This window comes from Pantoea sp. ME81 (assembly GCF_903970985.1).
GTDB lineage: Bacteria > Pseudomonadota > Gammaproteobacteria > Enterobacterales > Enterobacteriaceae > Pantoea > Pantoea communis.
Genome location: NZ_CAJCKS010000335.1, coordinates 1 through 1,869, shown reverse-complemented (window position 1 = coordinate 1,869; position 1,869 = coordinate 1). Strand labels below are relative to the sequence as shown.

Sequence of the window (1,869 nt, the reverse complement as noted above, 5' to 3'; positions counted from 1 at the left end):
ATCAACACTCTGCCCTCTTGTTTGAATTCCGTGCCGTAGCTCACCAGTCCAATACCGGTGAGTTCGGATTCAATGGCGTTTCGCAAGTCGCCTGGCACCGTTTGTTCCAGCAATGCCAACTCAATACGCTTACGTCGCGTTTCGTCCTTCAGCAACACGCTTGAAAAGGTGTGAAGCAGCTGGTGCGCAGTGCCCGGCATCCCCTGCAGGATGCGGGTCATATCCGGCAAACCGTAGTCGGGGATGTGTGCAATTGAACCAGCGCGGGTGTTGAGGATGCGCTGCAGGTTATCCAGCACCGAAAGAATGACCTGGTCCCGTTCGCTCACGGCATCAAGATCCAGCCCGCCACTGAAATTGCCGTAAAGAATGTCGTAAAGTGAAGGCGTCATTATGGTATTTGAGCCTTTTCCGCTACCAGGGTCAGGATACCGTCACCCAGTTCAATCACCCGCGCCTTATCCGGGTCGAGATCATCTCGGGTCAGCAGCAGTCGCCACTGATCATCCTGAGTGTCCGGCGAGAGGAAGAGGCCGGCCACCGCCACGAACTCCGCTTTATCGTCCATAGGCATATCAATACTGACCGACTCACCCGGGCGGATGCGTATGTCCTTTTGTGCCAGTAGATCCGCCTTCAGTACCTGACTGTCAGCAGCAAGCAGCGAAGGATAGTCTGAAGCGTCAAAGGCTTTACTGTCCTTGAGTTGCCATATGCGCACCACGGTTGAGAGCGCGACGCCCTGTGCGTTGCGGTTTGCCCCTTCACGGGCGCGAAAATCGAGATGCAGTGTGCGTATTTGCTTATAAAAAATGGATTTTGTTACGGAGACGGTGCCCTCTGATACTTTCTGCGTCAGACCGCAGCTGCTGACGCTCAGTGCCAGCATAAGAGGGAGAAGCGTTTTACCAGCGATAGTCGCCCTGTTCATCGGTTTCGATCCTTGAAGGTTGCACCCGGACGCGCTGATAGCGACCGAGCTGTATGGTTATCTGGTTAAACTCGCGGGAGCCCGTGATTTGTGTCAGAGGCAGCACCGCCGTGCGCCCGAGTTGCTGCGCCCCCTCCGTCCGGCAGCTTAGCTGTGCATCAGGCATCATTGCGCGGTCAACGCACAGCTCCAGTCGCGCATCCAGCTTTGATCCCAGGTAGACGTGCAACAGCGCCATCAGGTCTCCGTGCAGTTGCCCGCCGGGGAGCCATCCCCGAACTTCCTCAGGGTTGCCGGTGAACAGCCTCAGCAATACCTGACCGTTGACGTCTGTGGCATGCGTCCCCACCACCGGTCGATGCATCAGACTGACAGGGTGGCGCGTGCTCATATTCAGTATTGAGGATTGGGGAATACGACGTGAATCCCAGGGCACGACCTGTGCGCGCGTGTCCGGTGCCAGCAGCTTCACTAGCGAGGAGACCCCTTCGGCAGTTCGACCGGGCAGCAGCATCACCGGCAGCAGCGCCAGGAATCGCGAGACCGGCGTCGCGATATTCTGCGCACAGCCGGTTATCCCCAGACCCGCCAGCCCCAGCAGATACTGAGAGGTGTCATCGGTGCCACCAGGAGCGAAAGTTGCCGGGTAGGTGTATTTGCGCCAGATGCGGTAAAACTGCGTGGTCAGGCGGTGGCTGAAGATATCCAGGAAATCCTGGGTGGCCTCGTGCCCTTCGCGCTGCCGCGTCACATCATCAATGTAATGCGACGGCAGCGGAGACGCCGTGCCATAGAGCCCCATGAAATTAATGCGTACCGCGGAGATCGGGAATGCGTCGTCTAGGGCAAGAGTGTCGGCCCGTGTGCGGAGCCCAGCGGACAGCGGACAGGTCGATCACAGACATACACCAGCATCGTAAGCTAGCACTCGCTGCACC

Annotated in this window: 2 protein-coding genes and 1 pseudogene; all 3 read right to left on the bottom strand. The window is 58.0% G+C overall.

The annotated features are described in order from the left end of the window. Positions 1-392, bottom strand: a 392-nt coding sequence (gene tssE / locus H7A81_RS27085; protein ID WP_182059317.1) for a type VI secretion system baseplate subunit TssE, incomplete at its 3' end; no start/stop codon positions are given. Then, positions 392-931, bottom strand: coding sequence for a type VI secretion system lipoprotein TssJ (gene tssJ, locus H7A81_RS27080; RefSeq protein WP_182059316.1), 540 nt, complete (start codon positions 929-931; stop codon positions 392-394). The genes tssJ and tssE, both read right to left, overlap by 1 nt. Beyond that, a pseudogene (gene tssG, locus H7A81_RS27075) lies at positions 906-1,751 on the bottom strand (type VI secretion system baseplate subunit TssG); the annotation flags it as partial. The pseudogene tssG and the gene tssJ, both read right to left, overlap by 26 nt. Between the last annotated feature and the right edge of the window lie 118 nt (positions 1,752-1,869).